Origin of the sequence: Klebsiella sp. JB_Kp031 (genome assembly GCF_040064295.1) — a bacterium.
GTDB classification, from domain to species: domain Bacteria; phylum Pseudomonadota; class Gammaproteobacteria; order Enterobacterales; family Enterobacteriaceae; genus Klebsiella; species Klebsiella quasipneumoniae.
On the sequence record NZ_JBEAJW010000039.1, the window covers coordinates 131,294 to 155,822 of the forward strand.

Consider the following 24,529-nt stretch of genomic DNA (forward strand, 5'->3'; position numbering starts at 1 on the left):
AATTGTCTGCGTTCTCTTAAAAAATTAAAACTCTTTTCGCAGCCAGCTGTTGAGTCGCTTAATCCACGAGCCCACCGACGCCGTCACGCGTTTTTCGACTTCCGCTTCACCACTCAGATGTGACTCTTTTCCGTAGTGCAGCAGCCCCACCGCCGTCGAATAATACGGCTCCTGGGCATAATCCGTTAAACCGGTGATGTTCAGCGGCGCGCCAATGCGCACCTGGGTATGGAACACGCGCTGCGCACAGGCCGCCAGACCTTCAATTTGCGCCGCGCCGCCGGTTAACACAATCCCCGCCGCCAGATGGTGTTTCACCCCCTGCTGGCGGAGCTGTTCCTGCAGCTGCAGGATCTCTTCATTGACCAGATTAAGCAGTTCGGTATAGCGCGGTTCAATCACCTCAGCCAGCGTCTGACGTTGCAGGCTACGCGGCGGCCGTCCGCCTACGCTCGGTACTTCGACGTTTTCGTCTTTACCGACGATGGAACCCAATGCGCAACCGTGACGAACCTTGATGGCTTCGGCGTCGCTCGGCGGCGTCCCGAAGGCATAGGCGATATCGCTGGTCACCACGTTGCCCGCGTACGGGATTACTTTGGTGTGACGCAGCGCGCCGCCGGTATAGACGGCGATATCCATTGTACCACCGCCAATATCCACCACGCAGACGCCCAGCTCACGTTCGTCTTCTGTTAATACGGAATAACTGGCCGCTAAACCGGCGAAAATAAGTTGGTCAACTTTCAGACCACAACGTTCCACCGCTTTAACAATGTTTTTCGCCATATCGTTATGGCAGGTAATCAGATGCACCTTCGCCTGCATGCGCACGCCGGACAGCCCAACCGGGTTTTTAATCCCTTCCTGGTAGTCAATGGCGTATTCCTGCGGAATCACGTGCAGGACGCGATGCTCATCGCGGACGCGAACCGACTTCGCGGTATGGACCACGTTTTCGACGTCGTCCAGCGTCACTTCTTCTTCCGAAATCGGTACCATCCCGATTTCATTCTGACAGCTTATATGTTTACCCGAAAGAGCCAAATAAACTGATGAAATCTGGCAATCCGCCATCAGTTCGGCCTGGTCGATGGCGCGCTGTACGCATTTCACCACCGACTCGAGGTCGTTCACACCGCCTTTATCCATACCACGCGATGGGCAACTGCCCACGCCGATGATATTAATCATGCCGTCGGGCAGAACTTCCCCTACTAAAGCGGCCACCTTGGCGGTGCCAATCTCCAGTCCAACTACCAGTTTTCTGTCCGTCGCCTTGATCATTGTTGTTCTGCCTGTGCCTGATTCTGTTGTTGATTAGTTTCCTCTGCGGGAGCAGGTACCCAGCCCACTGCCGCACCCGAGTCATAACGCAAATCAACGTAGCTAATCCGTTTGCCGTCGGTCTGCGCCTGCTGCTGAAGAACCGGGTAGAGTTCCATAAAGCGCTGAAGCCGTTTCATGGTGTCGCCACGACCAAGGTTGAGCTTAATGTCATTATTAAGCGTCAACTGCCAGGAGCGACGGGCGGTCATCGCCGCCACTTTCAACGTGAATTTATCCTTTGCCAGCACCTGCCCCATGTCACGATACCCTTGCAGCACTTCGTTCTCGCTGCCTTCCGGGCCGTATAACATCGGTAAATTCTGTTTGCTGGTGCGATCCGCCGGCACGCTGAAGGCATTTCCCTCTGCATCCACCATATGTTGATCATTCCAGCGCGCAATCGGCACATATTCAACCAGATGAATCTTCAATTCATCGGGCCACTGCTTTCGGACGCTCGCCTGCTTAATCCACGGCAGACGTTCAATCTGACTCTGAATGATGTTCACGTCCTGAGTCATAAAGGTGCCCGGCGAACCCAGCGCCAGGATCGCCTGGCGGATGTCATCATTGCGCGTATAGTGACGCTCGCCGGTCACCACCATCTTCGACAGCGGTAAACGCTGCGCGTCTTCCATCCAGCCAAGAACCATCCACCCGCTGACCAGCACGGTAAACAGCACCGCCAGCAGGAAAACGATCCCTGCCAGCCGCGTTCCATTACTCCGACGCGAAGAAGAAACGTCCTCTTCATGGTTCCGCGTATTCAGCGCAGCCTGCGACATATCACCCCGCCAGGTCCAGAATTCGTACAACAAGCTGGGAGAAGCTCATTCCTGCCTGACGCGCCGCCATCGGTACAAGGCTATGGCTGGTCATGCCCGGAGAAGTATTCGCTTCCAGCAGATAAAACTGGCCATCGCTGTCCAGCATGACGTCAATACGGCCCCAGCCTTTGCAACCCAGAACATTCCAGGCTTTAAGCACCAGGCTTTGAATGGCTGACTCACGCGCTGGATCCTCCAATCCTGGGCAGAAATATTGCGTCTCATCAGAGAGATACTTCGCCTCATAATCATAGAAGGTTCCAGCCGTCTGGATACGTATTGACGGTAAAATTTCTTCACCGACGATGGCGACGGTAAATTCCGGCCCACTGAGCCATTTTTCGACTAAAACTTCATCATCATGCTGAAAAGCCAACGCCAGTGCACTCGCTAAATCACAGCTTTCGCTGACTTTCGACATCCCAACGCTGGAGCCTTCGCGGCTGGGCTTGATGATGAGCGGCAGACCCAGCGCCGCAATCTGCTGTTCGACATCAGCAGACAATCCGGCGCTAAACTGGGCGCGGGTCAGCGCCACCCACGGCGCGACCGGTAATCCGGCCCCCTGCCACAGCCATTTGCTGCGCAGTTTATCCATTGAAATCGCCGAAGCCATCACGCCGCTGCCGGTATAAGGCAGCTGGATCAGATCCAGCAGCCCCTGCAGCGTGCCATCTTCCCCGCCGCGGCCGTGGAGGGCAATAAACGCTTTCTTAAAGCCCAGCTTTTTCAACTGGGTAATATCGACATCGCGCGGGTCAACCGGATGGGCATCCACCCCGGCTTCACGCAGCCCGGCCAGCACCGCGGCGCCTGAATTCAGCGACACTTCACGTTCAGCGGAGGTTCCACCGAAAAGCACCGCGATTTTATCAGCCATGGCGCTCCTCCTCCGTTTTTTGCGGGATCAGTTTGATTTCAGCCAGGTGACGGGCGATTTTTCCAATGTTTCCGGCCCCCTGCACCAGCACTAAATCGTTGCCGGTCAGCACCGACGCCAGCATCGCCGCGGCCTGCGTCGGGTCGGACACCAGAATCGGATCAACTTTACCGCGACCACGGATTGTACGGCACAGCGAGCGGCTGTCGGCACCCGGGATCGGCGCTTCGCCTGCCGGGTAGACATCGAGCATCAGCAGCGCATCGACCTGGGTCAGCACGTTGGCGAAATCATCGTACAGATCGCGAGTACGGGTATAACGGTGCGGCTGGAATACCATGACCAGATTTTTATCCGGCCAGCCGGCACGCGCCGCTTTGATAGTGGCGTCGACTTCCGTCGGGTGGTGGCCATAGTCATCGATCAGCATCGCGCTGCCCGCTTTGCCGTTGACTTCCGTCAGCGGATATTCGCCAAGGAAGTCGAAACGACGGCCGGTACCCTGGAAGCTTTCCAGCGCGCGCAGGATCGCCTGATCGTCAATCCCCTCTTCCGTCGCCACGGCGACCGCCGCCGCCGCGTTCAGCGCGTTATGGCGTCCCGGGGCATTGAGCGTCACCTGCAGCAGTTCTTTATCCTGACGCACCAGGCGGAAATGCCCCTGCGCTCCAACCTGACGGTAGTCTTCTACGCGGACGTCGGCGTCGTCGCTAAAACCGTAGGTGGTGATCTGCCGGCCGACGCGCGGCAGCAGTTCCCGGATCACCGGGTCATCCACACACATCACCGCGCGTCCATAGAACGGCAGGTTGTGCAGGAAGTTAATAAAGGTCTGCTTCAGATTCTCGAAATCGCCATGGTAGGTGTCCATGTGGTCGGCTTCGATGTTGGTAACAATGGCCACCATCGGCTGCAGGTGCAGGAACGATGCATCGCTCTCATCCGCTTCCGCAATCAGGTAACGGCTATGGCCGAGGCGCGCATGGACGCCCGCCGCTTTCACCAACCCGCCGTTGACGAAAGTCGGGTCCAGCCCGGCTTCGGCGTAAATACTGGATACCATCGCGGTGGTGGTGGTTTTGCCATGGGTCCCGGCAATGGCGATCCCGTGACGGAAGCGCATCAGCTCCGCCAGCATTTCCGCACGACGGATCACCGGGATACGCGCCTCGTGCGCGGCGACGATTTCCGGGTTATCGGCGGAAATCGCGCTGGAAACTACGACCACGCTGGCATCGCGCACGTTTTCCGGGCGATGGTTGAAATAAATAGTGGCGCCAAGCTGCGACAGCTGCTGGGTCACCGGATTCGGCGCCAGGTCGGAGCCGCTGATCTGATAACCTTCGTTAGCCAACACTTCGGCAATACCGCCCATACCGGCACCGCCGATGCCGACAAAGTGAATGTGCCGGACGCGACGCATCTCGGGCACTATGGAACGCAGTTTTGCCAAATCTTGTGTATTCATTCTTTACGCCATCAACTTCTGTATTCGGGCGGTGAAAATCACCGCAATTAGCGCGCCAAAGCTACGGCGCTGACCTCTTCTGCTACCCGCTCGGTAGCGTCCGGAATCGAAGCGCCACGCGCTCGTTCCGCCATATCCAGCAAGGTTTCCCGATCCCAGCTCGCCAGAGTAGAGGCTACCGCCTCAACCGTGAACGCCGGCTGTTCGAGAATTTTCGCCGCGCCGGCTTTTTCCAGCGGCAGCGCATTCCAGTACTGCTGACGATCTTTATGCTGGAACGGTACAAACAGCGCCGGTAAGCCCGCAGCCGCGATTTCGCTAACCGTCAGGGCGCCGGAACGGCATACCACAACATCTGCCCAGGCATACGCCGCGGCCATATCATCAATAAATTCCGTCACTTTATGCTGCGACTGCCCCGCGGCGGCATAGGCCTGCTGTACGGTTTGCTGGCCGCCTTTACCGCTCTGATGCCAGATGGTCACCGTATCGCCGAGCTTCGCCGCCACCTGCGGCATGGTCTGGTTCAGGACGCGCGCGCCCTGAGAGCCACCGACCACCAGCACGCGAATCGGCCCCTGACGGCCTACCAGACGTTGCCCCGGCAGCGGCAGCGCCAGCACATCGGTGCGCACCGGATTCCCGACGACGTCCGCATGCGGAAAGGCGCCGGGAAACGCCTGCATCACTTTCTTCGCAATCTTCGCCAGCCATTTGTTGGTCAGGCCGGCAATGCCGTTTTGTTCGTGGAGGACCACCGGGATCCCCAGCGACCACGCCGCCAGGCCGCCAGGCCCGGACACATAGCCGCCCATACCCAGCACCACGTCCGGCTGGAAACGCTTCATGATCGCCCGCGCCTGACGCCAGGCGTTGAAGATCCGCACCGGCGCCAGCAGCTGTGCTTTAATCCCTTTGCCACGCAGGCCGGAGATACGGATAAAATCAATCTCGATGCCGTTTTTCGGCACTAAATCCGCTTCCATACGATCGGCGGTACCCAGCCAGCGAACCTGCCAGCCCTGGTCCATTAGATAGTGTGCGACCGCCAGTCCCGGGAACACATGCCCGCCGGTACCGCCCGCCATCACCATCAACCGCTTTTCCTGACCGCTCATCGAACACCCCGTGTAAACGCCTGGGCTTTTTCCAGACGCGTTTCATAATCAATTCGCAACAACAACATGATGGCCGTCGACATAATCAGCAGACTGGAACCACCATAACTGATCAGCGGCAGCGTCAAACCTTTCGTCGGCAGCATCCCCGCCGCCGCCCCGACGTTAACTAACGCCTGGAAGCTAAACCAGATACCAATCGCACAGGCGAGGAAGCCGGAGAAGCGATGATCGATCTCCAGCGCTTTTCGGCCAATCGACATGGCGCGGAAAGCGACGAAGAATACCATTAAAAGCGCCAGTACCACACCGATATAACCGAGTTCTTCGCCGATGATGGCGAAGATAAAGTCAGTGTGCGCTTCCGGCAAATACTCCAGTTTTTGCACCGAGTTGCCGAGTCCCTGCCCCCACATCTCGCCGCGGCCAAAGGCCATCAGCGACTGGGTCAGCTGATAGCCGCTGCCGAACGGGTCTTCCCACGGGTTCCAGAAGGAGGTCACGCGGCGAATACGGTACGGTTCGGCGAGGATCAACAGGACCACCGCCGAGATGCCCATGCCGATAATAGCGATGAACTGCCACAGCTTGGCGCCGGCGAGGAAAAGCATCGCCAGCGTGGTGACGAACAGCACCACCACCGTACCGAGGTCAGGCTGCGCCAGCAGCAGGATGGCCAGTACGAAAATCACGCCCATCGGTTTTAAGAAGCCGCGCAGGTTGTTGCGCACTTCGTCGGCTTTGCGCACCAGATAGTTGGCGATGTAGCAGAACAGCGACAGCTTGGTGAACTCCGCCGGCTGGATGCGCAGCGGACCGAGGGCGATCCAGCGCGATGCGCCGTTTACCGAGCTACCCACCACCAGCACGATCAGCAGCATGACGATCGAGGCGATCAGCATCGCGGTACTGTGGCGCTGCCAGAAATCCATCGGCAGGCGCAGCGTCACCAGCGCGAGGACAAAGGCCAGCACAATGTACAAGCCGTCACGTTTGGCGAAGAGGAAAGGATCGTTCGCCAGGCGCTGCCCCACCGGCATTGACGCCGAGGTCACCATAATAAAGCCGATCGCCGCCAGGCCGAAGGTCAGCCACAGCAGCATCCGGTCATACATCACCAGACTGTCGTTATCTTTTGGGCGCGAGCCCATCACCCATCCTTTCAGCGCGGCGAACAGCCAGGCGAAGATAAACATCCCCGGCAGTCGCGGCAGTCTCAACCGAGGCAAGCTCAGCTGCGGCATTCTCAGGCGTGGGAGAGAGAAACGCATCAACCTAACTCCTTCGCCAGGCGGGCAAACATCTCGCCCCGTTGTTCAAAGTTCTTAAACTGATCCAGGCTGGCGCAGGCTGGCGACAGGAGAACCATATCGCCCGCCTTCACCAGGGGCGCTATCTGACGCATCGCCTGCTCCATGGTTTCAGTTTGTACCGCCACCTCAGGACGCAGCTCGGCGAGCTCGGCGCCGTCGCGACCAAAGCAGTACAGACGGATACGATCGCCGCCAAGGTAGCGCTTCAGCGGAGTGAAATCAGCGGACTTGCCGTCGCCGCCCAGCAGCAGATACAGCGTGCCATCAAGCTGCAGGCCGTTCAGCGCCGCCTCGGTACTGCCGACGTTGGTTGCCTTCGAGTCGTTAATCCAGCGCACGCCGTTGTGATCCAGCACCAGCTGGAAGCGATGCGCCAGGCCGGTAAAGGTGGTCAGCGCCTTCAGGCTGCTGGCACGCGGCAGACCCGCGGCATCGGCCAGCGCCAGCGCCGCCAGGGCGTTGCTGTAGTTATGCTGACCCGTGATAGACATCTCTTTCACATTGAGGACTTTCTCACCTTTTACGCGCAGCCAGGTCTCGCCCTGCTGACGGTTAAGGTGATAGTCACCGACGTCGATACCAAAGCTGATGCAGCGATCGTCCGCGCCGCGTACCGGCATGGTGAGCGCATCGTCCGCGTTGACCACGCAGGTCTTCGCATTCTCGTAAATCCGCAGCTTCGCCGCGCGATACTGCTGCAGCCCCAGCGGGTAGCGGTCCATATGGTCCTCAGTCACGTTGAGGATGGTTGCCGCCACCGCCTGCAGGCTGGAGGTGGTTTCCAGCTGGAAGCTGGAGAGCTCCAGGACATACAGCTCACGATCGGTATCCAGCAGCATCAGCGCCGGCAGGCCGATATTGCCGCCCACGCCGACGTTAATCCCGGCCGCTTTCGCCATCTCGCCCACCAGGGTGGTGACGGTGCTTTTGCCGTTCGAGCCGGTAATGGCGATGATCGGCGCCTGCGCTTCGCGGCAGAACAGTTCGATATCGCCAACGATCTCTACGCCAGCATCCGCCGCCGCACTCAACGAAGGATGGGCCAGCTCGATGCCAGGACTGGCGACAATCAGATCCGCCGCCAGCAGCCAGGTATCATTGAGGCCGCCGACATGGCATTCGACTGATTCAGGCAATTTATCCAGCCCAGGAGGCGCGACGCGGGTGTCCATCACGCGCGGGGTTACGCCGCGCGCCATGAAAAAGTCCACGCATGACAGGCCGGTCATGCCCAGCCCAATAATGACGACTTTTTTACCCTGATAATCTGCCATGATTAACGTACCTTCAGCGTCGCCAGGCCAATCAGCACCAGCATCAGCGAAATAATCCAGAAGCGCACGATAACGCGCGGCTCCGGCCAGCCTTTCAGTTCATAGTGGTGGTGGATCGGCGCCATGCGGAAGATACGCTGACCGCGCAGCTTAAAGGAGCCAACCTGCAGGATCACCGACAGGGTCTCCACCACGAAAACGCCGCCCATAATCACCAGCAGGAATTCCTGACGCAGCAGCACGGCGATAATGCCCAGCGCACCGCCGAGCGCCAGCGAACCGACGTCGCCCATAAAGACCTGCGCCGGGTAGGTGTTAAACCACAGAAAGCCCAGCCCCGCGCCGACGATCGCCGTACAGACGATCACCAGTTCGCCGGCGTGGCGCAGATAAGGAATGTGCAGGTAGTTGGCGAAATTCATGTTACCGGTCGCCCACGCCACCAGCGCAAAACCCGCCGCGACGAAGACGGTGGGCATGATCGCCAGGCCGTCGAGACCGTCGGTCAGGTTAACCGCGTTGCCGGTGCCGACGATCACGAAGTAGGCCAGCACGATATAGAACAGCCCCAGCTGCGGCATGACGTCTTTAAAGAACGGCACCACCAGCTCGGTCGCCGGGGTGTCTTTCCCCGCCAGATACAGGGCAAAGGCTACCCCAAGGGCAATCACCGACATCCAGAAGTACTTCCAGCGGGCGATCAGACCTTTGGTGTCTTTGCGCACCACTTTACGGTAATCATCAACGAAGCCGATGATGCCGTAGCCGATCAACACCGTCAGCACGCACCAGACGTACGGGTTGGACGGGTAAGCCCACAGCAGCACCGACACAGTGATCGCGGTGAGGATCATGATCCCCCCCATGGTCGGGGTACCGCGCTTACTGAAATGAGACTCCGGACCGTCGTTACGAACCACCTGGCCGAAGGAGAGTTTTTGCAGACGGGCGATCATGCGCGGGCCCATCCACAGAGAGATGAACAGCGCGGTCAGCAGGCTGACGATGGCGCGAAACGTCAAATACGAAAAGACGTTAAAGCCGGAATAATATTTGACCAAATGTTCGGCCAGCCATACTAACATGTCCAAGTCTCCTGTAATGCGCGTACTACCTCTTCCATGGCGGCACTACGTGAACCCTTCACTAAAATGGTCATTATCTTATGCTCCGCCAGCAGCTCGCGCAGGCGAGCCACCACGGCGGCTTTATCGTTAAAATGTTCGCCCACGCCGCTGGCGCGGCTGATATCCGCGCTCAAGACGCCGACGCTGAGAACGCAATCCAGCCCTGCCGCTTTCGCCGCTTCGCCGACTTCACGGTGGCAAGCCGCGCTTTCCGCGCCAAGTTCGGCCATATCGCCGACCACCATCGTCCGGAAGCCCGGCATCTCTGACAGGACCTGCACCGCTGCGGTCATCGAACCGACGTTAGCGTTATAGGAGTCATCCAGCAGCAGCTGGCTCTCGGTCAGGCGGATCGGGAACAGACGTCCCGGAACGGCCTGCAGCTGCGCCAGACCGGCTTTCACCGCCGCCAGATCGGCGCCTACCGCCATCGCCAGCGAGGTCGCCGCCAGCGCGTTAGCGATGTTGTGGCGTCCCGGCAGCGGCAGCAGTACATCAACGTTACCGGTTGGAGTCTGCAGCGTAAATTCGGTGCCGTGGCTGGTGATCTGCACGTTAGTCGCAGTGAAATCGCTGTTGGCCGCATTCGGTGAGAAGCGCCACACTTTGCGATCGCCAATCACTGCCTGCCAGTTCAGCCAGTCGTTGTTGTCGGCATTGAGAATGGCGATGCCGTTTTCCGGCAGACCGGTATAGATTTCGCCCTTCGCCTTCGCCACGCCCGCCAGCGAGCCGAAACCTTCAAGGTGCGCGGCGGCAAGGTTGTTGACCAGCGCCGCTTCAGGACGCGTCAGGCTGACGGTCCAGGCGATTTCGCCCTGGTGGTTGGCGCCGAGCTCAATCACCGCGTACTGATGTTCTTTGGTCAGACGCAGCAGAGTCATCGGTACGCCGATATCGTTGTTCAGGTTGCCGGCGGTATACAGCGTGTTGCCGCACTGGCTGAGGATCGCCGCGGTCATCTCTTTGACCGAGGTTTTACCTGACGAGCCGGTTAGGGCGACGACGCGGGTCGGCACCTGCTGACGGACCCAGGCGGCTAACTCGCCGAAAGCCTGCCGGGTATCTTTCACGATCACCTGCGGGAGATCGCAGGCCAGCGGACGGCTCACCAGCAGCGCGCCGGCGCCTGCCGCTTTTGCCTGTTCGGCAAAATCATGGGCGTCGAAACGCTCGCCTTTTAGCGCCACAAACAGGCAGCCCGCTGTGACTTTACGGGTGTCGGTGGTCACCTCGTCGATAGCGATATCGCTACCCTGCCGTTCGCCATGGGCGATCGCGGCGAGCTGGCTTAACGTAAAGCGAATCATGCTACCGCTCCCAGCAGACGCGCGACGGTGACGCGGTCGGAATAATCCAGACGACGGTTACCGACGATCTGGTAATCTTCATGGCCTTTACCCGCCACCAGCACCACGTCGTTCTCCTGCGCCTGCATCACGGCGTTGGTCACCGCTTCCGCACGGCCTTCCATCACTTTTGCATGACCTGCATCGAGCATGCCGGCCAGAATATCGTTGATAATCGCCCGCGGTTCTTCGGTACGCGGGTTGTCGTCAGTGACGACCACAATATCGGCGAACTCTTCTGCAATCGCCCCCATCAGCGGACGCTTGCCTTTGTCACGGTCGCCGCCGCAGCCGAAGACGCACCACAGCTTGCCGCTGCAGTGCAGGCGCGCGGCCTGCAGTGCTTTTTCCAGCGCGTCAGGGGTATGGGCATAATCCACCACCACCGCCGGTTTACCGGGCGCGCTGAACACTTCCATACGGCCGCATACCGGCTGTAAACGCGCCGCAGTTTTCAGCAGATCGGCCAGCGGATAGCCCAGCGCCAGCAGCGTGGCCAGCGCCAACAGGAGGTTGCTAACGTTAAAGGCGCCCATCAGGCGGCTTTCGATTTCACCGTTGCCCCAGCTGGAGTCAAACTGGATGGTGGCGCCGCTGTCGTGATAGTTGACCGCGGTGGCCTTCAGCCAGCGGCCGTGGCAGTTCGGATTGATATGATCTTCCATCGACACCGCCACCGCGTCCGGCAGCTTCGCCAGCCAGCGACGACCGACTTCATCGTCAGCGTTGACGATGGCCTGGCCGCAATGGTGGGTGGAGTACAGCAGCCATTTCGCCGCTTCGTAGTGCGCCATGTCGCCATGGTAGTCGAGGTGGTCGCGGCTCAGGTTGGTAAATACCGAGGCAGCAAACTGCAGGGCCGCCACGCGGTGCTGCACCAGCCCGTGGGAAGAGACTTCCATCGCGCCGAAGGTTGCCCCCTGCTCGACCAGACCGGAAAGCACGTGCTGAACATCGACCGCAGAACCGGTGGTGTTTTCGCTCGGCACCACTTTATCCAGCAGGCCGTTGCCGACGGTCCCCATCACCGCGCTGGTTTCGCCGAGCAGTTTCGCCCATTGCGCCAGAAGCTGGGTGGTGGTGGTTTTGCCGTTGGTACCGGTCACGCCCACCAGACGCAGCTGCTGCGACGGCTGATGATAAAAACGCCCGGCCAGCGCCGATAAGCGTTCGTTAAGCTGGCTCAGGTAGATAACCGGCACGCCGTGCATTTCACGGATCTCACCGTCTTTAGCTTCGCCCTGGGCTTCAGCAATAATGGCAGCCACACCTTGCGCTATCGCCTGCGGGATATAACGACGCCCGTCCGCCTGATGACCCTGTACCGCGATAAAGAGATCGCCGGAAGCAGCCACCCGGCTGTCCAGCGTCATCTCTCGCAGAATGCGCTCCGGTGCGTTTGGCACCCATGGAGCGAGAAGGTCGCGCAAATTACGATCTGCCACCTGTTCCCTCGCCTTGATTAATTACAAATTCACTTTTTTCGCCCGTTGCCAGCGCATCCGGCTCGATGTTCATGGTGCGCAATACGCCGCCCATGATGGCACCGAACACCGGCGCGGAAACGGCGCCACCGTAGTATTTACCTGCCTGCGGGTCGTTGATCACCACCACCAGCGCAAAGCGCGGATGGCTGGCGGGCGCAACGCCTGCGGTGTAAGCAATATATTTGTTGATGTAGCGGCCATCCGGCCCCACTTTTTTCGCCGTACCGGTTTTAATCGCGATGCGATAGCCTTTGATCGCCGCTTTCACGCCGCCGCCGCCAGGCAGCGCCACGCTTTCCATCATATGAACGACGGTACGAACGAGTGATTCCGGGAAGACACGTTCGCCCGGAACCGGTGGATCAACTTTGGTAATCGACAGCGGGCGATAGATGCCGTAGCTGCCAATCGTTGCGTAGACTCGCGCTAACTGTAACGGGGTTACCATTAGCCCGTAGCCGAAAGAAAAGGTGGCCCTCTCTATGTCAGACCACCGTTGTTTTTGAGGATATAAGCCACTGCGTTCTCCGACCAACCCCAAATTGGTCGCCTTTCCAAGCCCAAAACGTGAGTAAGTATCTACTAACGCTGAGGACGGCATCGCTAACGCCAGCTTAGAAACACCGACGTTACTCGACTTCTGTAGTACCCCGGTCAGGGTCAATTCGCTGTAGCGCGCCACGTCTTTAATTTCGTGGCCGTTAATTCGATAAGGCACGGTATTGAGCACGGTATTTTCGTTGACGATACCGCGCTGCAGCGCCGTCATCACCACCATCGGCTTCACCGTCGAACCCGGTTCGAACACGTCGGTGATGGCGCGGTTACGCATGGTGTCTTTCGCCGTGCCGGCAAAGTTGTTTGGGTTGTAGGACGGGCTGTTGGCCATCGCCAGCACTTCGCCGGTGTTCACGTCCACTAACACCGCGCTGCCGGACTCGGCTTTGTTAAAGGCCACGGCGTTGTTCAGCTCACGATAGACCAGCGCCTGCAGACGCTCGTCGATACTCAGCGCCAGGTTGTGCGCCGCCTGGCTGTCGGTGGAAGAGATGTCTTCAATTACCCGGCCATAGCGGTCTTTACGCACGATACGCTCGCCCGGCTGGCCGGTGAGCCATTTATCAAAGCTTTTTTCGACCCCTTCAATCCCCTGGCTGTCGACGTTGGTAAAACCGATGAGGTGAGCGGTCACTTCCCCGGAAGGGTAGTAACGACGGGATTCTTCACGCAGATGAATGCCCGGCAGCTTCAGTTTTTTGATGTAGTCGGCCATGTCAGGGTTAACCTGACGCGCCAGATAGATGAAACGCATCCGCGGATTGGTATTGATGCGCGTCGCCAGCTGATCCAGCGGCATATTGAGGGCATCCGCCAGCGCCTTCCAGCGCGTATCCAGGGTTACCCCGCCGGCATCATGGAGTTCTTTCGGATCGGCCCAGATAGCTTTCACCGGCACGCTGACCGCCAGTGGACGTCCGGAGCGGTCGGTAATCATCCCGCGCGCGGTGGACACTTCCTGTACGCGCAGGGAACGCATATCGCCCTGACGCACCAACATATCCGGGCTGACTACCTGTAGCCAGGCAACGCGCCCCAGCAGGAAAGTCAACGCCAGCAGAATGCAGCCGCACAGCAACGCAAAACGCCAACTGATAAAGTTGGCCTGTTCTTCCTGACGTTTTGCTTTTGGCGTTTTTGGCGCTGCTTTCATCCGTCGCAATAATCCTTATTTCTGTACAACGATATTTTCTTGTGATGGATCGACGTGCTGCATCTGCAACTTCTCGGTCGCGATCCGTTCAACCCGACTGTGATCGCCGAGCGCGTTCTCTTCGAGGATCAGGTTGCGCCACTCAATGTCCAGGGCGTCGCGTTCCAGAACCAGTTGTTCACGCTGCGCGGTCAACAGGCGCGTGTGGTGCGCGGTGGTGACCACGGTAATCGCCGTAATAATGATGCAAATGAACAGGCAGAGTGGCAGTTTCCCAAACCGCAGAAGGTCGTCCCCGATCACGCCAGGCAAAGCATGGCGCTCGTTGCTTCCAATCGACCCTTTAACTTTGCTTAAGGCCTCTGTCACTCTGCCGATCATGCGTTCGTCCTCTCTGCGATACGCAGCACTGAACTACGGGCACGTGGATTCTCTGCCACCTCTTCTTCGCCCGGCATCAACTTGCCTAGTGCTCGTAACTCACGGCCGCCCAGTTTTTTGAGCTGCGATTCGGTCATCGGTATTCCCGCCGGAACCTGCGGACCGCGGCTTTGCTCACGCATAAAGCGCTTTACAATGCGATCTTCCAGCGAATGAAAACTAATGATCGACAGCCGCCCGCCCGGGGCCAGCACGCTGAGCGAGCTTTTTAGCGCCTGCTCTATCTCCTCCAGTTCACTGTTTACCCAAATGCGCACCGCCTGGAAGGTACGGGTCGCGGGATGTTTGTGCTTATCTTTTACCGGCATCGCCGCGGCGATGACCTCCGCCAGCTCTTTGGTGCGGGTCATCGGTGCAATGCGATTACGTTCGACGATCGCGCGGGCGATCCGTTTACCGAAACGCTCTTCGCCAAAGGTTTTAATCACCCAGGCGATATCCGCTTCTTCAGCGGTCTGCAGCCATTCGGCCGCGGACTGACCGCGCGTCGGATCCATGCGCATATCCAGCGGCCCGTCACGCATAAAGGAAAAGCCGCGTTCCGCATCGTCAAGCTGCGGGGAAGAGACGCCAAGATCGAGCAGAATGCCGTCGATCTTACCGGTAAGATTGCGCTCGCCGACGTACTCAGCAAGCTGTGAAAATGGACCATGTACGATGGAAAAGCGGGGATCATCGATGGTTTGCGCGACGGCAATCGCCTGAGGATCGCGATCGATTGCCAGCAAGCGTCCTTCCGCTCCCAGTTGGGAGAGGATCAGGCGCGAGTGACCGCCGCGACCAAAGGTACCATCAATATAGATACCGTCTGGACGAATATTGAGGCCGTTGACGGCTTCATCCAGAAGTACCGTAGTGTGTTTAAAATTTTCCATCATTTTTATAAAGACAAATCCTGCAGGCGCTCCGACAGTTCACCGGTCGCGGACTGCTCAGCGTCGATATCTTCCTTGACCCGTTGATACCAGGTCGTTTCGTCCCACAGTTCAAATTTATTAAACTGCCCGACCAGCATCACTTCTTTTGTCAGCCCGGCATGCTGCCGTAACACCGGCGCTATCAGCAAGCGACCGGCATTATCCATCTGACATTCGCTGGCATGACCCAGAAGCAAACGCTGTACGCGCCGCTCAACGGGATTCATGCTCGATAAACGCGACAATTTCTGCTCGATGACTTCCCATTCAGGCAATGGATAAAGCAGCAGGCACGGGTGATGAATGTCAATGGTGCATACCAATTGACCGGCAGCGTCCTCGATCAGCCCATCGCGATAGCGCGTTGGCACGGCCAGGCGGCCTTTGCTGTCGAGATTGACTAACGTTGCTCCACGGAACATGCCAGCCTCACCCCTTTTCGCCACTTTATCCCACAAATTCCCACCACAAGGAGTTTACGGAGCGGAGGAAAAGCTTGTCAAGCCAGCACGAATGCCAACGGAGCTCAAAAACCCATTATTTACAGCCGACATTAGCCCTGATGAAAAAATCATCAACAGGCGAGGCAAATTAACGTTATGAATACGTGTAAGAAAATAACCAACAAACTCGTAACAGTTATAAACATCAAAATATCTTCGGCGGGAAAATATAAAGTGTCAGTTTGCGACGCGAGCGGCATTTTAGGCCATTATGCCGGCCGTTAACAGTACCTGTTGCTGGCTGAAGGGCTGACCAGGCGCGGGATAAGGCAGGAGAGAAAGGTTGGGGCTAACAAAATGGGTGTTAATTCAGCAATTAACCTGGTGAATGTAACAAAATAATACAATTAAAGCCGGCACAATCATTTTTGTGTCCCGTTTTGAGTCGCAAAACGATTGCCAGCGAATAAAACAAAATAACGCGTAAAGAAGTTTAGGGATTTGTCTGAAATATATTCAGTTTTGCATTCTGGACGTCAGTTGCCTGATTTATCGCCAGCGGCCTGCTCTCTGGCAGGCCTGCCAGGATTAATCCTGGGTGCTGACGATATTGCGCCCTTAACGGCGATTCAGGCTGCCGCGGCGATAAAGATTACGACGAATACGGCTGAGGCCCGGCTTCGGCTTGCGCGGTTCATCGAGGCTGGCGAGGACGATCTCGAGCACCCGCTCAGCGACATCGCGATGGCGCTGGGCCACGGCCAGTACCGGACACTGCAGGAAATCGAGCAGCTCATTATCGCCGAAGGTGGCGATCGCCAGCTCGGAAGGCAGTTTACCCTCACGGCGCAGCGTCACATCCATGACGCCCTGCAGCAGCGGGAAAGAGGTGGTGAACAGCGCCTGCGGCATCGGATGGGTTTCAAGCCATTTCTCAAACAGCTGGGCCGCCGCTTCTCGCTCGTAGCTGTTGGCATAGAGATAATGCACCTCACGCGGATCGTCCTGCCAGGCTTTACGGAAGCCTTGCTCGCGCAGGAAGCTCACCGACAGTTCCGGCAGCGCGCCCAGATAAAGCACCGTTTCGCCGGGAAAAGTCCGCAACTCGGCGGCGAGCATCTCGGCATCATCCTGGTCAGCGCCGACGACGCTGGTGAAGTGCTCGCGGTCAAGGGCGCGGTCGAGGGCGACAATCGGAAACGGATCGTTAGCCCAGCGCTGATAAAAAGGGTGCTCCGGCGGCAGCGAGGTGGAAACAATGATGGCGTCCACCTGGCGCTGTAGCAGATGCTCGATACAGCGCATTTCGTTATCGGGCTGATCCTCCGAGCAGGCAATCAGCAACTGATAGCCGCGCTGGCGCGCCTGCCGCTCCAGATAATTTGCAATGCGGGTATAGCTGGTGTTCTCCAGATCCGGGATCACCAGACCGATAGAGCGTGTGCGTCCTGCACGCAGGCCAGCAGCGACCGCATTCGGGTGATAGTTGTGCTCTCGCACGACAGCCATCACTTTTTCGACCGTTTTGTCGCTTACGCGGTACTGCTTCGCTTTGCCATTAATCACATAGCTCGCGGTGGTTCTTGAAACACCGGCCAGCCGGGCGATTTCATCCAGTTTCACAATTGCCCCTTGGGTAAGAAGTGCCAAACATAACCATTATTCAGGTATGGAACCCTTTTTATAACATCTAAGCGCAGAATAGTTAGCGCAGCAACCGCTTTCGCTTACAGTTCCTACTGATTTCGCAAAAAAAAAGCCCGACAGTCGCTGCCGGGCTATTTTTGCATCAGTTCCCGATCCTCAGCGCATGATTTTATCACCGCGAGACAGGCCGACCACGCCGGAGCGAGCCACTTCCACGATCCGAGCGACATCGCGCAGGGAGGCCAGGAAAGCGTCGAGCTTATCGCTGGTGCCGGCGAGTTGAACGGTATAGATAGAAGGCGTCACGTCGATAATCTGTCCACGAAAGATTTCGGTGTTGCGCTTCACTTCTTCACGGCCGTAACCGCTGGCCTGGACCTTCACCAGCATGATTTCGCGTTCGACATGAGCCCCCTGCCCCAGCTCGCTGACCCGCAGGACATCCACCAGCTTGTGCAGCTGCTTTTCAATCTGCTCGATCGCTTTTTCATCGCCCACGGTCTGGATGGTCATCCTGGAGAGGGTCGGATCGTCCGTCGGGGCGACAGTCAGGCTTTCTATATTATAGCCGCGCTGGGAAAAGAGGCCGATAACGCGGGACAATGCGCCCGATTCGTTTTCCAGTAATACCGATAATATCCGGCGCATAATCAGGTCCTCTCCGTTTTGCTCAACCACATTTCATCCATGCCGCCGCCGCGGATCTGCATGGGGTACACATGCTCACTGCCGTCGACGGTGACATCGACAAACACCAGCCGGCGCTGTCGCACCTGCTCCAGGGCTTCAGCAAGCTTCGTCTCCAGTTCCTGTGGCTCACTGATGCGGATGCCAACGTGGCCATAGGCTTCCGCCAGACGCACAAAGTCCGGCAGCGACTCCATATAGGACTGCGAGTGGCGCCCGGAATAGAGCATATCCTGCCACTGCTTCACCATCCCCAGATAGCGGTTGTTGAGGTTAAGCACCAGGACCGGCAGTTCATATTGCAGCGCGGTAGAAAGTTCCTGAATATTCATCTGGATACTGCCGTCACCGGTCACGCAGACGACCATTTCGTCCGGCAGAGCCATTTTGACCCCCAGCGCTGCCGGTAGGCCAAAGCCCATGGTGCCGAGACCACCGGAGTTAATCCAGCGCCGCGGTTTGTCGAAGGGGTAATAAAGGGCGGCGAACATCTGGTGCTGACCCACATCGGAAGTGACATAGGCATCGCCTTGGGTCAGTCGCCAGATCGTTTCAATCACCGCCTGCGGTTTGATCTTATCGCTCTGGTCGTCGTAGCGCAGACAATGGCGGGCGCGCCACTGCTCAATCTGTAGCCACCAGTCGCGAATATCGTCCAGCGGCTGCTGCGCCTCTTCCTGTTCCAGCAGCTCCAGCATCTGTTCCAGCACCAGCCGGGCATCGCCGACGATCGGCACATCTGCCGGCACGGTTTTCGAGATTGAGGTCGGATCGATATCAATATGCAGCACAGTCGCGTTCGGACAGTATTTGGCCAGGTTATTGGTGGTCCGATCGTCAAAGCGAACGCCGACGGCAAAAATCACGTCTGAATGGTGCATGGTCATGTTGGCTTCATAGGTGCCGTGCATGCCCAGCATCCCCAACGCCTGCGAGTGCGTCGCCGGGAAAGCGCCCAGCCCCATCAGGGAGGAGGCCACCGGCAGCTTCAGCTTTTCCACCAGTTCGCGCAGCTGTGGTTCGCATTGCGCATTGATCGCCCCGCCGCCGACGTAGACGACCGGCTTGCTCGCCGCCACCAGGGTCTGCAGGGCGCGTTTAATCTGGCCTTTATGGCCGCTGGTCGTCGGGTTATACGAGCGCATGCTGACCGCGTCTGGCCAGACGTACGGCAGTTTCTTCGCCGGATTGAGTATATCCTTCGGCAGATCGACCACCACCGGCCCGGGGCGACCGCTGGCCGCTAACCAGAAGGCTTTCTTCAGCACGCCGGGAATATCTTCGGTCTGCTTCACCAGGAAACTATGCTTCACCACCGGTCGGGAAATCCCCACCATGTCGCACTCCTGGAAGGCATCGTAGCCGATAAGCGATGTCGCCACTTGCCCTGAGAGGATCACCAGCGGGATAGAGTCCATATAGGCCGTCGCGATACCGGTGATGGCGTTCGTCGCCCCAGGCCCTGAGGTCACCAGCACCACACCGACCTCCCCGGTCGCTCGCGCCAGACCATCCGCCATATGCACCGCCGCCTGCTCGTGGCGAACCAGCACATGATCGATACCGCCAAGGGTATGTAACGCATCATAGATATCGAGGACTGCGCCTCCGGGATAGCCGAATACTTGCTTGACGCCCTGATCGACAAGCGATTGGACGACCATCTCGGCTCCTGACAACATCTCCATGGTTTGCCTCCAGGCTTATTGTTTTACGACAGCGGAACTCAATTTCCGCGCGCTCGCACGATGCGAAGGGGTACCCCTCCGCACTGAGGTGAATGGACTGCATGCCACTACCATAACTGCTCGCCAGCAGGCAGGCAATTCGCCACGACAGGGGCTTTCTAAGTGGAATAAGAAGAAAAACAAGCGGAGAGAGGAAAATATGGTGGAATGCTTCAGAGATAAGAAAAGAGAATAGTAAATACTCGGAGAAAAGGCGCGATAGCAGGAATTGATCCATTTTTTGTTAACGGGAGGAGAGCAACTGAAAGAGTAAACAGCATAAAATTCTGCATTCTTGTAATTCAATCATATAAAAAAAGGAGCCGAAGCCCCTTTCATGATCATTGCCATCGGCTCAGCGCTGACAAATATCCACCAGCAGCTCTTCCATCCACTGATGGCCTTTATCGCGACCCGCCGCTTCGTGCCAGGAGAGATAGCAGGTCCGGCTATTCACCTTCAGCGGTAGAGGTAATATTTGCAGCGCTAACTTATCGGCAAACTCATTTGCCAACCAGCGCGGCGCAATGGCCACCATCTGTGTTTGTGACACCACGTTTAATACGCTGACCATCGCATTACCTTGATATGCGATGCGCGCTTGTTTATCGGCCGTGTCATACCACGGCAGACTGAATGAGGCATACCGATCAAGAGCCACCGCGGCATGCTCCTCGCGATAAATATCAGCCTCCATCACCGGTCCGGAGATACGCGGATGGTTGCGACTGGCCACCAGAACCATTTCATCTTTGAATAGCGGCACACAGGCAAACTCAGGGCGACGGAACTCTTCATAACCGATCACAAATTCCGTTTCCTGATAACGTAGCTGATGTTCCGTATTTTGATTAAGCGCTGATTTAAAGACTAAATGAATATTGGGCGCGATTTCAGCGACTTTATTAAATATCACCGACGTCAGGATGTTATCCAGCGGGCTACAGACGCACAGATTGAAAACACGCTCACTGCTCAGTGGTTCAAAACCGGAGCCTGGCAATTCGTTTTGCACCAGCTGCAGCGCCTGGCGCACTGAGCCAAAGAGCTGATAGGCCCGCGCCGTCGGCTGAATACCGCGGCCATAGCGCACAAACAGTTCATCATTAAACATCACTTTCAGACGTGAAACCGCGTTGCTCACCGCCGGTTGAGACATGCCGAGCGTATGGGCGGCACGGGTAATATTCTGTTCCTGCATAACCGCATCAAAAACGGTAAGCAGATTGAGATCAACCATCCGTAGTTGAGGTTTTACGACTTCCTGTCCGGGGGCTGATTTATATTCTGGACTTTCAATTAACATATCTAGTTCCGCCGTCACGATGAATTCCCTTTACTAAACCGCTATGATTAGCGGCGAAAATATCATTTATCATGCTAATGACATTTGCAAAATAGCAAAGGTGTATTTTAGGAATATATCAAGGCTATGAGTGGCAGTGTAAATCCGGTACCGCCAGAATAGGTGAACTGCTCAAACCATACTAGTTACTTAATGATGATGAGTTTAACCATAATTCAGAAAAATAAAAACAACACCAATGATTAACTGTAACTTAAGCAATAATAAAGCATTTTATTTTCTACCCCATAAAATTAACAACCATTTATCATTGAAAAAAGAGCCGCTAAGGGGTGGAGATATTCACACGAAAAATAAATATAATCTTTTCATTTAGATAGCGATTTTTTGCCGCCTCGCTCGCGGCGCATCGTGAGCGAAGCCTTTAATGCAAAGTACATTGTCAAATGAAACATATCCCAGTGCGCTCCCGCAGGGCCAAAAAAGGATCTTCGGCAAAAAAGGGCAAACATCAGCACAATTAGCTAATTCACGCCGTGGACCAAAAACGCTTTTTCCATGCCAGGGGTTGACTTTGAAACGGCTATCCAGTAACTCTAAAAGCATAACGATTTCATCTGGAGTTTGACGCAATGATTCGCACCACTCGTATCACCAGCCTACTACTACTAAACGCATGCCATTTGCGCGGTAGGCTGTTGGGCGACGTTCAGCGTTAAGTCATCTTCCAGCAAGACTATAAAACCCGCGCCTTGGCGCGGGTTTTTTTATGCTCGTCAACAAGGCGCCAGGACACAGACTAAGGATCCAAACCATGAGCCAGCAAGTCATTATTTTCGATACGACCTTACGTGATGGCGAACAAGCGTTACAGGCAAGCCTGAGTGTCAAAGAGAAGCTGCAGATCGCTCTGGCCCTCGAGCGCATGGGTGTTGACGTGATGGAAGTCGGTTTCCCGGTTTCTTCTCCGGGCGATTTTGAATCCGTGCAGACCATCGCGCGCACCATCAAAAACAGCCGCGTATGCGCTCTGGCGCGTTGCGTTGAGAAAGATATCGACGTGGCGGCGGAATCCTTAAAGGTGGCCGAAGCGTTCCGTATCCACACCTTCATCGCCACCTCGCCGATGCATATCGCCACCAAACTGCGCAGCACCCTGGATGAAGTCATTGAGCGAGCGGTTTATATGGTGAAGCGGGCGCGCAATTACACTAACGATGTCGAATTCTCCTGTGAAGACGCCGGCCGTACGCCAATAGCTGACCTGGCTCGCGTCGTGGAAGCAGCGATTAACGCTGGCGCCACCACCATAAATATTCCGGATACCGTCGGCTACACCATGCCGTTCGAGTACGCCAACATTATCAGCGGCCTGTATGAGCGCGTACCGAATATCGACAAAGCCATTATCTCCGTTCACACCCATGATGACCTGGGCATTGCCGTCGGCAACGCCCTCGCCGCGGTCCACGCCGGAGCTCGCCAGGTAGAAGGCGCGATGAACGGTATCGGCGAGCGCGCCGGCAACTGCGCGCTGGAAGAGGTCATCATGGCGATTAAAGTGCGCAAAGACATCATGAACGTGCACACCAATATCAACCACCATGAAATCTGGCGCACCAGCCAGACCGTCAGCCAGATCTGCAACATGCCGATCCCGGCGAACAAAGCCATCGTCGGCACCGGCGCCTTCGCCCACTCCTCCGGTATCCACCAGGACGGCGTGCTGAAGAACCGCGAAAACTACGAGATCATGACCCCGGAATCCATCGGTCTGAACCAGGTGCAGTTGAACCTGACCTCCCGTTCCGGCCGCGCGGCGGTGAAACACCGGATGGAAGAGATGGGCTACCAGGAGAGCGATTACAACCTGGATCACCTGTACGACGCGTTCCTGAAGCTGGCGGACAAAAAAGGACAGGTCTTCGATTACGATCTGGAAGCGCTGGCCTTTATCAACAAGCAGCAGGAAGAGCCAGAGCATTTCCGCCTGGATTACTTCAACGTTCAGTCCGGCTCCAGCGATATCGCCACCGCCTCGATCAAACTGGTCTGCGGGGATGAGATCAAAACTGAAGCCGCCAACGGCAACGGTCCGGTCGATGCTATCTACCAGGCGATTAACCGCGTCACCAATTACAACATTGAATTAGTGAAATATGGCTTAAGCGCGAAAGGCCACGGCAAAGACGCCCTGGGCCAGGTGGATATCGTCGTTGACTACAACGGCCGCCGTTTCCACGGCGTTGGTCTGGCAACGGATATCGTAGAGTCGTCAGCCAAAGCGATGGTTCATGTGCTGAACAACATCTGGCGCGCCGCCGAAGTCGAAAAAGAATTGCAACGCAAAGCTCAGAATAAAGAGAACAATAAGGAAACCGTGTAATGTCGAAGAATTACCATATTGCCGTTTTGCCGGGTGATGGCATTGGCCCGGAAGTGATGAACCAGGCGATGAAAGTACTGGAAGCCGTGCGCCAACGTTTTGCCATGCACATTACCACCAGCCAGTACGACGTCGGCGGCGCGGCCATCGACCGCCAGGGAACTCCCCTGCCGCAGGCGACGGTCGCCGGATGCGAGCAGGCGGACGCGATCCTGTTCGGCTCCGTTGGCGGCCCGAAGTGGGAACACCTGCCGCCCGCAGAACAGCCAGAGCGCGGCGCCCTGCTGCCGCTGCGTAAACACTTCAAACTGTTCAGCAACCTGCGCCCGGCCAAACTGTATCAGGGGCTGGAAGAGTTCTGCCCGCTGCGCGCCGACATCGCCGCCAACGGCTTCGACATTCTCTGCGTTCGCGAACTGACCGGCGGCATCTACTTCGGCCAGCCGAAAGGCCGCGAAGGCAGCGGTCAGCATGAGAAAGCTTTTGATACCGAGGTGTATCACCGCTTTGAAATCGAACGTATCGCGCGCATCGCTTTTGAATCTGCCCGTAAACGTCGTCACAAAGTGACCTCCATCGATAAAGCCAACGTTCTGCAGTCCTCTATTCTGTGGCGCGAAATCGTCAGTGAGATCGGCAAAGAGTATCCGGACGTTGAGCTGGCGCATATGTATATCGATAACGCCACCATGCAGCTGATTAAAGATCCGTCTCAGTTCGACGTGCTGCTGTGCTCCAACCTGTTCGGCGACATCCTCTCCGACGAGTGCGCAATGATCACCGGCTCGATGGGTATGCTGCCGTCCGCCAGCCTTAACGAACAAGGTTTCGGCCTGTACGAGCCTGCAGGCGGCTCGGCGCCGGATATCGCTGGCAAAAATATCGCTAACCCGATCGCGCAGATCCTCTCCCTGGCGCTGCTGCTGCGCTATAGCCTTGACGCTAACGAGGCGGCGAGCGCAATTGAAAGCGCGATTAACCGCGCTCTGGAGGAAGGGATTCGTACCGGCGACTTAGCGCGCGGCACGGTGGCGGTCAGCACTGATGAAATGGGCGATATCATTGCCCGCTATGTCGCAGAAGGGGTGTAAT

At 57.1% G+C, this 24,529-nt stretch carries 21 protein-coding genes; 3 read left to right on the forward strand and 18 right to left on the reverse strand.

The genetic code is table 11. The features are described 5' to 3' along the window. Nucleotides 1-24: 24 nt before the first annotated feature. The 18 genes from ftsA to leuO all read right to left on the reverse strand — a co-directional run bounded on the left by ftsA (nucleotide 25) and on the right by leuO (nucleotide 21,069). Nucleotides 25-1,287, reverse strand: coding sequence for a cell division protein FtsA (gene ftsA / locus ABLV64_RS19180; protein ID WP_004204343.1), 1,263 nt, complete (start codon nucleotides 1,285-1,287; stop codon nucleotides 25-27). Further along, on the reverse strand, nucleotides 1,284-2,114 hold the full coding sequence (gene ftsQ, locus ABLV64_RS19185; RefSeq protein ID WP_004204342.1) for a cell division protein FtsQ: 831 nt from the start codon (nucleotides 2,112-2,114) through the stop codon (nucleotides 1,284-1,286). Before ftsQ ends, ftsA begins: the two co-directional genes overlap by 4 nt. A 1-nt stretch (nucleotide 2,115) precedes the next feature. After that, on the reverse strand, nucleotides 2,116-3,036 hold the full coding sequence (locus tag ABLV64_RS19190; RefSeq protein WP_004204341.1) for a D-alanine--D-alanine ligase: 921 nt from the start codon (nucleotides 3,034-3,036) through the stop codon (nucleotides 2,116-2,118). Next, on the reverse strand, nucleotides 3,029-4,504 hold the full coding sequence (gene murC / locus ABLV64_RS19195; RefSeq protein WP_017901185.1) for a UDP-N-acetylmuramate--L-alanine ligase: 1,476 nt from the start codon (nucleotides 4,502-4,504) through the stop codon (nucleotides 3,029-3,031). The genes ABLV64_RS19190 and murC overlap by 8 nt, the downstream gene beginning before the upstream one ends. Before the next feature lie 47 nt (nucleotides 4,505-4,551). Continuing rightward, nucleotides 4,552-5,622, reverse strand: coding sequence for an undecaprenyldiphospho-muramoylpentapeptide beta-N-acetylglucosaminyltransferase (gene murG, locus ABLV64_RS19200; protein WP_004204339.1), 1,071 nt, complete (start codon nucleotides 5,620-5,622; stop codon nucleotides 4,552-4,554). Next, a complete protein-coding gene (gene ftsW / locus ABLV64_RS19205) occupies nucleotides 5,619-6,893 on the reverse strand; it encodes a cell division protein FtsW (protein WP_004204337.1) in 1,275 nt (424 codons plus the stop codon). Before ftsW ends, murG begins: the two co-directional genes overlap by 4 nt. Then, nucleotides 6,893-8,209: a UDP-N-acetylmuramoyl-L-alanine--D-glutamate ligase gene (gene murD / locus ABLV64_RS19210; RefSeq protein WP_217325115.1), complete on the reverse strand. Its 1,317-nt coding sequence runs from the start codon at nucleotides 8,207-8,209 to the stop codon at nucleotides 6,893-6,895. Before murD ends, ftsW begins: the two co-directional genes overlap by 1 nt. Nucleotides 8,210-8,211: 2 nt before the next feature. Further along, nucleotides 8,212-9,294, reverse strand: coding sequence for a phospho-N-acetylmuramoyl-pentapeptide-transferase (gene mraY / locus ABLV64_RS19215; protein WP_050533885.1), 1,083 nt, complete (start codon nucleotides 9,292-9,294; stop codon nucleotides 8,212-8,214). Further along, entirely contained in the window at nucleotides 9,288-10,646 is a 1,359-nt protein-coding gene (gene murF / locus ABLV64_RS19220; protein WP_217325116.1) for a UDP-N-acetylmuramoyl-tripeptide--D-alanyl-D-alanine ligase, read from the reverse strand. Before murF ends, mraY begins: the two co-directional genes overlap by 7 nt. Further along, nucleotides 10,643-12,130, reverse strand: a complete 1,488-nt coding sequence (gene murE / locus ABLV64_RS19225) for a UDP-N-acetylmuramoyl-L-alanyl-D-glutamate--2,6-diaminopimelate ligase (RefSeq protein WP_017901188.1) — start codon at nucleotides 12,128-12,130, stop codon at nucleotides 10,643-10,645. Before murE ends, murF begins: the two co-directional genes overlap by 4 nt. Beyond that, a complete protein-coding gene (locus tag ABLV64_RS19230; RefSeq protein ID WP_023291977.1) occupies nucleotides 12,117-13,883 on the reverse strand; it encodes a peptidoglycan glycosyltransferase FtsI in 1,767 nt (588 codons plus the stop codon). The genes murE and ABLV64_RS19230 overlap by 14 nt, the downstream gene beginning before the upstream one ends. A 15-nt stretch (nucleotides 13,884-13,898) precedes the next feature. Next, nucleotides 13,899-14,264 carry a cell division protein FtsL gene (ftsL, locus tag ABLV64_RS19235; protein ID WP_002888550.1) on the reverse strand — a complete coding sequence of 122 codons (366 nt, stop codon included), beginning with the start codon at nucleotides 14,262-14,264 and terminating at the stop codon, nucleotides 13,899-13,901. Further along, the gene (rsmH, locus tag ABLV64_RS19240; RefSeq protein WP_004204328.1) at nucleotides 14,261-15,202 is read right to left on the reverse strand and encodes a 16S rRNA (cytosine(1402)-N(4))-methyltransferase RsmH; all 942 of its coding nucleotides are present in this window, start codon (nucleotides 15,200-15,202) and stop codon (nucleotides 14,261-14,263) included. Before rsmH ends, ftsL begins: the two co-directional genes overlap by 4 nt. 2 nt (nucleotides 15,203-15,204) lie before the next feature. Next, nucleotides 15,205-15,663: a division/cell wall cluster transcriptional repressor MraZ gene (mraZ, locus tag ABLV64_RS19245; protein WP_004204327.1), complete on the reverse strand. Its 459-nt coding sequence runs from the start codon at nucleotides 15,661-15,663 to the stop codon at nucleotides 15,205-15,207. Nucleotides 15,664-16,302: 639 nt separating this feature from the next. After that, complete coding sequence (gene cra / locus ABLV64_RS19250; protein WP_004145952.1) at nucleotides 16,303-17,307, reverse strand: catabolite repressor/activator; 1,005 nt, start codon at nucleotides 17,305-17,307, stop codon at nucleotides 16,303-16,305. Between the two features lie 180 nt (nucleotides 17,308-17,487). Beyond that, the gene (gene ilvN / locus ABLV64_RS19255; RefSeq protein WP_002888536.1) at nucleotides 17,488-17,979 is read right to left on the reverse strand and encodes an acetolactate synthase small subunit; all 492 of its coding nucleotides are present in this window, start codon (nucleotides 17,977-17,979) and stop codon (nucleotides 17,488-17,490) included. A 2-nt stretch (nucleotides 17,980-17,981) separates the two neighbouring features. Continuing rightward, nucleotides 17,982-19,706, reverse strand: a complete 1,725-nt coding sequence (gene ilvI / locus ABLV64_RS19260; protein WP_017901190.1) for an acetolactate synthase 3 large subunit — start codon at nucleotides 19,704-19,706, stop codon at nucleotides 17,982-17,984. Nucleotides 19,707-20,100: 394 nt separating this feature from the next. After that, nucleotides 20,101-21,069 carry a transcriptional regulator LeuO gene (gene leuO / locus ABLV64_RS19265; protein WP_072140386.1) on the reverse strand — a complete coding sequence of 323 codons (969 nt, stop codon included), beginning with the start codon at nucleotides 21,067-21,069 and terminating at the stop codon, nucleotides 20,101-20,103. 614 nt (nucleotides 21,070-21,683) lie between these two features. Here leuO and leuL point away from each other — a divergent pair. The 3 genes from leuL to leuB all read left to right on the forward strand — a co-directional run bounded on the left by leuL (nucleotide 21,684) and on the right by leuB (nucleotide 24,528). Then, nucleotides 21,684-21,770 (forward strand): leu operon leader peptide, encoded by an 87-nt coding sequence (gene leuL, locus ABLV64_RS19270; RefSeq protein ID WP_017901192.1) that lies wholly within the window; start codon nucleotides 21,684-21,686, stop codon nucleotides 21,768-21,770. 95 nt (nucleotides 21,771-21,865) lie between these two features. Further along, nucleotides 21,866-23,437 carry a 2-isopropylmalate synthase gene (gene leuA / locus ABLV64_RS19275; protein WP_004204323.1) on the forward strand — a complete coding sequence of 524 codons (1,572 nt, stop codon included), beginning with the start codon at nucleotides 21,866-21,868 and terminating at the stop codon, nucleotides 23,435-23,437. Continuing rightward, complete coding sequence (leuB, locus tag ABLV64_RS19280; RefSeq protein ID WP_348842995.1) at nucleotides 23,437-24,528, forward strand: 3-isopropylmalate dehydrogenase; 1,092 nt, start codon at nucleotides 23,437-23,439, stop codon at nucleotides 24,526-24,528. Before leuA ends, leuB begins: the two co-directional genes overlap by 1 nt. Nucleotide 24,529 lies beyond the last annotated feature (1 nt).

Excerpts from the sequence above, each read along its gene's own strand:
- ftsA (WP_004204343.1), bottom strand. The coding sequence starts at position 1,287 with ATGATCAAGGCGACGGACAGAAAACTGGTAGTTGGACTGGAGATTGGC.
- ftsQ (WP_004204342.1), bottom strand. The coding sequence starts at position 2,114 with ATGTCGCAGGCTGCGCTGAATACGCGGAACCATGAAGAGGACGTTTCT.
- ABLV64_RS19190 (WP_004204341.1), bottom strand. The coding sequence starts at position 3,036 with ATGGCTGATAAAATCGCGGTGCTTTTCGGTGGAACCTCCGCTGAACGT.
- murC (WP_017901185.1), bottom strand. The coding sequence starts at position 4,504 with ATGAATACACAAGATTTGGCAAAACTGCGTTCCATAGTGCCCGAGATG.
- murG (WP_004204339.1), bottom strand. The coding sequence starts at position 5,622 with ATGAGCGGTCAGGAAAAGCGGTTGATGGTGATGGCGGGCGGTACCGGC.
- ftsW (WP_004204337.1), bottom strand. The coding sequence starts at position 6,893 with ATGCGTTTCTCTCTCCCACGCCTGAGAATGCCGCAGCTGAGCTTGCCT.
- murD (WP_217325115.1), bottom strand. The coding sequence starts at position 8,209 with ATGGCAGATTATCAGGGTAAAAAAGTCGTCATTATTGGGCTGGGCATG.
- mraY (WP_050533885.1), bottom strand. The coding sequence starts at position 9,294 with ATGTTAGTATGGCTGGCCGAACATTTGGTCAAATATTATTCCGGCTTT.
- murF (WP_217325116.1), bottom strand. The coding sequence starts at position 10,646 with ATGATTCGCTTTACGTTAAGCCAGCTCGCCGCGATCGCCCATGGCGAA.
- ABLV64_RS19230 (WP_023291977.1), bottom strand. The coding sequence starts at position 13,883 with ATGAAAGCAGCGCCAAAAACGCCAAAAGCAAAACGTCAGGAAGAACAG.
- ftsL (WP_002888550.1), bottom strand. The coding sequence starts at position 14,264 with ATGATCGGCAGAGTGACAGAGGCCTTAAGCAAAGTTAAAGGGTCGATT.
- rsmH (WP_004204328.1), bottom strand. The coding sequence starts at position 15,202 with ATGATGGAAAATTTTAAACACACTACGGTACTTCTGGATGAAGCCGTC.
- mraZ (WP_004204327.1), bottom strand. The coding sequence starts at position 15,663 with ATGTTCCGTGGAGCAACGTTAGTCAATCTCGACAGCAAAGGCCGCCTG.
- ilvN (WP_002888536.1), bottom strand. The coding sequence starts at position 17,979 with ATGCGCCGGATATTATCGGTATTACTGGAAAACGAATCGGGCGCATTG.
- ilvI (WP_017901190.1), bottom strand. The coding sequence starts at position 19,706 with ATGGAGATGTTGTCAGGAGCCGAGATGGTCGTCCAATCGCTTGTCGAT.
- leuL (WP_017901192.1), top strand. The coding sequence starts at position 21,684 with ATGATTCGCACCACTCGTATCACCAGCCTACTACTACTAAACGCATGC.
- leuA (WP_004204323.1), top strand. The coding sequence starts at position 21,866 with ATGAGCCAGCAAGTCATTATTTTCGATACGACCTTACGTGATGGCGAA.
- leuB (WP_348842995.1), top strand. The coding sequence starts at position 23,437 with ATGTCGAAGAATTACCATATTGCCGTTTTGCCGGGTGATGGCATTGGC.